Genomic DNA, 6345 nt, shown 5'->3' with positions numbered 1-6345 from the left:
CATGACTTGACCTACTATGTATTTCCTATACAAACCTTCTTGAGTTGCCCCGTGGAAGTGGATGCGCATTCTAGAGATTTTATTGGCTGGGTCAACCCCTAAAAGCAAATTATTTACTAATACTAGTCTAAGTGTTCAAAGGTTGCACAATTTAATCAAAAAACAACCTTTTATTAAGACATTTACTTTGCATACACTATTGTTACATGCATAAACCGCCATCTATTTCTACCACACGACCAGTAAAGAAATCATTTTCAAAAATATATTTTGCCGTGTGAGCTATTTCTTCAGCTTCACCAAGACGCCCGACTGGTTTCATTTTTTCTAGCCTATCTCGCATTTCTGGTTTCATTGCATCGGTCATAGCAGTTCTAATAACACCTGGAGCAATAGCGCCCACACGAATATTGTGTCGCCCTAACTCTCTTGCCCACGTCGTCGTCATTGCAACAACACCGGCTTTAGCTGCAGCATAATTTGTTTGACCTATGTTGCCACCTCTTGCGATGGATGACATATTTATGATCACACCTTCACCACCAGAATTAACCATATGAACGGCAGCTTCACGGCCACACAAGAACACGCCTGTTAAGTTAACATCAATTACTGATTGAAAGCTTTCTAGTGACATTTTCTTCGCAACTTTGCCGTCTTTCACTTTAACGAACATGCCATCGCGTAATATACCCGCATTATTGATTAAGCCATCTATACCATTGAAATCATCATTAATCTTACTGAAAATTGTTTCAACATCACTTTCAACACTAACATTAGCAATGTAATAGCGTACCTTTACACCCTCTTGCTCAATTAATGCTGCACTTTCTTGTAATAATTCTTCATTTAAATCAATTAGCGCAATGTTTGCTCCATTTTTTGCCAAACTGATCGCCATTGTTCTACCAAGGCCTTGTCCGCCACCTGTGATAACAATTGTTTTATCTTGTAAATTCATTTTGCTTCACTTTATTCTTTATCAAATAATTTAAAAATACTGGAGAAATCCTTACTACCTTCACCCGATGCAGCATGCATAGCATATAAACTTCTTGCTAATGCGCCCATCGGTGTTGAAGACTTACTCAATAGAGCAGTTTCCATAGCAAGACCTAAATCTTTCGCCATTAAATCAACCATGAATCCACCTTGGTAGTCATTTGATGATGGCACACCATCCATAACATCAGGACAAGGATTGTAGACATCTAAAGTCCAGTTACTACCTGAGCTTTTACTCATGATATTTGATAGTACTTTAGGATCTAACCCGTTAGCTATTCCTAATTGTAATGCCTCACTTGTACCAACCATCAAAACAGATAAAAGCATGTTGTTGCACACTTTCGCCACTTGACCAGCTCCATGCTCACCCGCATGAAATATATTTTTACCCATGGCTGATAGAATTGGCTTAACTTTTTCAAATTCATTGATTGAGCCACCAACCATAAAGCTTAATGTTCCAGCGACAGCTCCACCAACACCACCAGATACTGGGGCATCAACAAATTCAATGCCCTTTTCTGCTAAGGCTTTTGCAACATTTTGTGATGTTTCAGTATCAATTGTAGAAGAATCTATTACAATACTGCCTGGTGCTATATGATTTATTAGTCCTGAATCTTCACTAAGGTAAACTGCATCTACATGTTTACCCGCCGGAAGCATTGAAATTATAAAATCAGCCCCCTTAACGCAATCTGATGCGTTCGTCGCTGTTGTAGCGCCTTGTTCAACCACTTGATTTACAGCTGTAGCAGACAAGTCAAAGACACAAACCTGATGACCCGCTTTAACTAAATTGATAGCCATAGGGCCACCCATATTACCTAATCCGATAAATGCAATCGTTGCCATTAACCTATCCTCTTAAAGTTCTTAAAAATCTTATTTTATTGTAAGTGATTGGAGTGGGTGTTTACCTTCATCCCACTTGTCGATGAAAAACCAATCGATTGTGCTTTCATCTACTTCTTCAATTGATGAATAACGCCATTTAGGCTGGTTATCTTTATCGATCAACAAAGCACGAACCCCTTCGACAAATTCACCAAACTGGCCTGATTTAACTGAAAGGTTCAGTTCCATTCTAAAACAATCAACAAGCGTTAACCCACGTCCTTTCTCTAATTGTCGATACGTAAGCTGTGCACTTAATGGGCTACCGTGTTTCAGTGATTTCTGGCCTCGGTTAAACCATTTATCATCAATATCATGGGTTACAATATTTTCGACTATTGTATTTAGATTATCAGCATCAACTAATTGTGAAATTAATGCTTGGTGCTCTCTTAAAAACGATTTTGGTAACTCAGTTTGACTGAGTTGTTCTAACTCGAGGGTTAACGCAGAAAGTTTTTCGTGGTTTAGTGACACCGAATCACCCCAGTTAATCGTTTTTAAATTCGCAATAAACTGAGTTTCTTTGTCTTGAGAGATAAAATAGTCGGCTAACTTGCTGTATTTAGCATCTGCAGCATTAATACTCGCACCAGTAAGTCCTAAAAATAAGCCTACACCATTTGGCATTTTATTTAGAAAATAGCTTCCACCAACATCAGGGTATAACCCTATGCTTATTTCAGGCATGGCAATACGTGATGATTCAGTTACAATGCGATGACTCGCGCCAACCATCATTCCTAGCCCCCCTCCCATAACAATACCGCTACCCCATACAACAAATGGCTTATTATAGCTGTGAATTAAATAATCTAATGTGTACTCTTTAGTAAAGTATTCTTCTATACCAGGCGCGTAATCACCGAGATGATTCTTCATTTCTTGAAAGAGGTGAACTATATCACCGCCAGCACAAAATGCTTTTTCACCTTCACCTTTTAAAACGACAAGGGCAATATCATCCGCTTTTTGCCACGCTAATAATTGCGGATATAGCAAGTCGATCATTTCACCACTTAACGCATTTAATGAGCGAGGTGAATTTAACGTTGCTATCGCGATTTTTTTCCCGTTATCGCATAACTGTTCTTCAAAAAGAACGACATCGGTAGTCTTTGTCATAGTAGATGCCTTATTTATTTTGCCAAACGGGTTTACGTTTTTCTAAAAATGCTTGCACGCCTTCTTTTTGATCTTCAGAATCAAATAAGTCAACAAATGCTTTTCTTTCTTGAGGTAACGCTTCACTGATAGGCATATGACGATTTTTTTGTACTAATTGCTTACACGCAGCCACAGCAACAGGGCTTTGTTTAGCTACTTTCTTAGCCAACTCAATAGCTGATGTTAAACCTTCACCTGATGCAACAACGTCTTCGACTAAACCTATAGTTTGTGCTTTAGTCGCGTCGAGTCTTTCACCACATAAAATCATACGCTTGGTCCAACCTTCACCTACTAATATAGCAAGGTTTTGTGTACCACCAGCACAAGGTAATAAACCTACCGTTGCTTCTGGCAATGCCATTACAGCATGCTGCTCTGCAATTCTGATATCACAAGCTAAAGCGACTTCAAGACCGCCGCCCATGGCATAACCATTAATCGCTGCTATTGATACACCTCTAAATTGAGATAACGTTTCAAACGCTTGACCAAAAATATCACTCATATCACGCGCTATCGCTTTATCACCACTGGCAAAAACATTCAAATCAGCACCTGCTGAGAAGAACTTTTCCCCACCACCTGTAAGTACTAAGGCATATATCTCTTTATCGTCATTTAATGCTAAAACTAAATCACGAAGTTCTGCTAAGCTTTGCGCTGTCCATGTATGTGCAGGTGGGTTATTAAACGTTACCACCGCAGTATTACCTTTTTTTTCAACTAATAAATAATCAGACATTTAAAATCCTAAATATAAAATGTTTTTGTGCGGTTAAAGTAGTTGACCTGCACCATCAGTAAGCAGTCGTCTAGCTATAATAAGACGCATGATCTCATTCGTTCCTTCAAGGATCTGATGAACCCTTACATCTCTAAAGTGGCGCTCAATTGGATATTCTTTGATATAACCATACCCACCATGGATTTGCAGGGCTGCATCACATACTTGAAAACCTATATCGGTTGCAAAACGTTTGGCCATGGCACAATAAGCTGTTTTTTCAGGATCATTTTTATCTAATTTATATGCCGCTAAACGAACAAGCTGTCTTGCTGCAACTAGTTCAGTTGCCATATCAGCTAGTTTAAATTGTAAGCCTTGGAAAGCGGCAATAGGTTTACCAAATTGTTGGCGCTCTTGCATGTATTCCATCGCCGTATTCAATGCTTGTTGTGCAGTGCCGATAGAGCAAGTCGCAATATTAATACGACCGCCATCAAGCCCTTTCATCGCTAAAGTAAAACCTTCACCTTCAGACGCAAGTAAGTTCTCTACAGGAACTTTAACGTTATCAAAGGTAATTAATCGCGTTGGTTGAGCATTCCAGCCAAGCTTTTCTTCTGCCTTACCATAAATAACGCCTTCAGCATCTGCAGGAATAACAATAGCAGAAACACCTTTAGGTCCCGCCTCTCCTGTTCTTGCCATTACAACAAGTACATCAGTTTCACCAGCACCTGAAATAAACATTTTAGAACCATTAACCACATAATGGTCACCGACTTTTTTAGCACTTGTTCTTAATGAAGCCGCATCAGAGCCAGAACCAGGCTCAGTTAAACAGTAAGATGCTAGTTTTTCACCTGTGACTAATTCAGGACACCAAGTTTCTTTAACAGAATTTGTTCCCCATGTGGCGATCATCCATGTAGCCATATTATGAATGGTCATCATCGCTGTTGTTGTTGTACAGCCCATAGCCATTTGTTCAAAGATGATGGAAGAGTCAAGACGACTTAACCCTAATCCACCTGCATCCTCAGGTGCGTATAAACCACAAAAGCCTAACTCTCCTGCTTTAGTAATAACGTCTTTAGGGAAAATGTGCTCCTGATCCCATTTCGCTGCATTAGGAAGTAATTCACTATCACTAAATTGTTTTGCCGTATCAGCAAACATTTGCTGATCTTCAGTTAAATCAAAATTCATTTTCTATTCCTAATTTTTGCTTATAACATTTCTAACGCTATTGCTGTGGCTTCTCCGCCACCAATACATAAAGAAGCAACACCTTTAGATAAGCCTTTATTTTTTAGTGCGTGAATTAATGTCACCATAATTCTAGCACCACTTGCCCCCAAAGGATGACCTAAGGCACATGCACCGCCATTAATATTGACTTTATTCATGTCTAAATTTAAATTTTTAACTGCTAACATGGTAACCATGGCAAACGCTTCGTTGATCTCAAACAAATCTACGTCATCTGTTGTCCAGCCAGCTTTATCAAGCAACTTATTCATGGCACCAACAGGTGCGACGGTAAATTCAGCAGGTTTTTGCGCATGGGTTGCGTGGGCGACAACTTTACATAAAGGTGTTAAACCTTGCTCTTTCGCTTGAGATAACTTCATCATCACTAAAGCCGCGGCACCGTCAGAGATAGAACTTGAATTAGCTGCTGTTATAGTGCCATCTTTTTTAAAGGCTGGGCGAAGTGACGGTATTTTATCAGGACGGGCATTACCAGGTTGCTCATCAATATCAATCACTGTTTCGTTACGCCTTGATTTAACAGTTACCGGAGTAATTTCGTTAGCAAACGCACCTGTTTCAATAGCACTATTTGCGCGCTCTAATGAACGAATTGCAAAAGCATCCATTTCTTCTCGGCTAAAGCCCGTTTCATCCGCTGTTTCTTGTGCGAAACAGCCCATTGAAATGCCATCGTAGGCATTTTCTAAACCATCCAGCATCATGTGATCAATAACTTGTCCATGCCCCATTCGCATACCACTTCGTGCTTTGGGTAAAATGTACGGTGCATTACTCATGCTTTCCATACCACCTGCAATAGCGACATTTATTGAGCCAGCAATAATTGCATCGTGCGCTTGCATGGCAGCTTTCATTCCTGAACCACACACTTTATTAATAGTGGTACAAACTGTCGATAAATCTAATTCTGCGGCAATAGCGGCTTGACGAGCTGGTGCCTGTTTTAAACCAGCAGGTAATACACACCCCATAATAACTTCATCTACTTGATCGTTAGCAATTTTAGCATCAGTCATAGCAGCTTTGATTGCAGATGCCCCTAGCTGTGTTGCATCTACACCTGACAAACAGCCACCAAATCCACCCATAGGTGTTCTTTTAGCTGAGACAATGACAATAGGATCGTGAGTCGACATGAAAAATCTCCAAAAATGATACGCAGCTCACCACATAGATAAGCTTATAAATTACGAAAAATAATCTATTAAGCCTAACTTAATATTACCTTTACGCCAACGTAAACTTTAGTACTAGTCTTTATGTTC

The 6345-nt window shown here is 39.7% G+C and carries 6 protein-coding genes; all 6 read right to left on the bottom strand.

What is annotated here, in order from left to right; genetic code table 11:
* Window positions 1–202 precede the first annotated feature (202 nt).
* From D1094_RS13985 to D1094_RS13960, 6 genes are read right to left on the bottom strand one after another with little or no spacing between them, the layout of a single operon-like run.
* Window positions 203–964 (bottom strand): SDR family oxidoreductase, encoded by a 762-nt coding sequence (locus D1094_RS13985; protein ID WP_118960733.1) that lies wholly within the window; start codon window positions 962–964, stop codon window positions 203–205.
* Window positions 965–975: 11 nt separating this feature from the next.
* Window positions 976–1866, bottom strand: a complete 891-nt coding sequence (gene mmsB, locus D1094_RS13980) for a 3-hydroxyisobutyrate dehydrogenase (RefSeq protein ID WP_118960732.1) — start codon at window positions 1864–1866, stop codon at window positions 976–978.
* Between the two features lie 30 nt (window positions 1867–1896).
* The gene (locus tag D1094_RS13975) at window positions 1897–3033 is read right to left on the bottom strand and encodes an enoyl-CoA hydratase/isomerase family protein (RefSeq protein ID WP_118960731.1); all 1137 of its coding nucleotides are present in this window, start codon (window positions 3031–3033) and stop codon (window positions 1897–1899) included.
* Window positions 3034–3043: 10 nt separating this feature from the next.
* Window positions 3044–3820, bottom strand: a complete 777-nt coding sequence (locus D1094_RS13970; RefSeq protein WP_118960730.1) for an enoyl-CoA hydratase — start codon at window positions 3818–3820, stop codon at window positions 3044–3046.
* 33 nt (window positions 3821–3853) lie between these two features.
* A complete protein-coding gene (locus D1094_RS13965) occupies window positions 3854–5011 on the bottom strand; it encodes an acyl-CoA dehydrogenase family protein (RefSeq protein WP_118960729.1) in 1158 nt (385 codons plus the stop codon).
* Between the two features lie 20 nt (window positions 5012–5031).
* A complete protein-coding gene (locus D1094_RS13960; protein WP_118960728.1) occupies window positions 5032–6216 on the bottom strand; it encodes an acetyl-CoA C-acyltransferase in 1185 nt (394 codons plus the stop codon).
* Window positions 6217–6345: the final 129 nt, after the last annotated feature.

Origin of the sequence: Colwellia sp. RSH04, assembly GCF_003545765.1 — a bacterium.
In the GTDB taxonomy this organism is placed as follows: domain Bacteria; phylum Pseudomonadota; class Gammaproteobacteria; order Enterobacterales; family Alteromonadaceae; genus Colwellia.
This window is presented reverse-complemented; position numbering and strand designations above follow the sequence as displayed.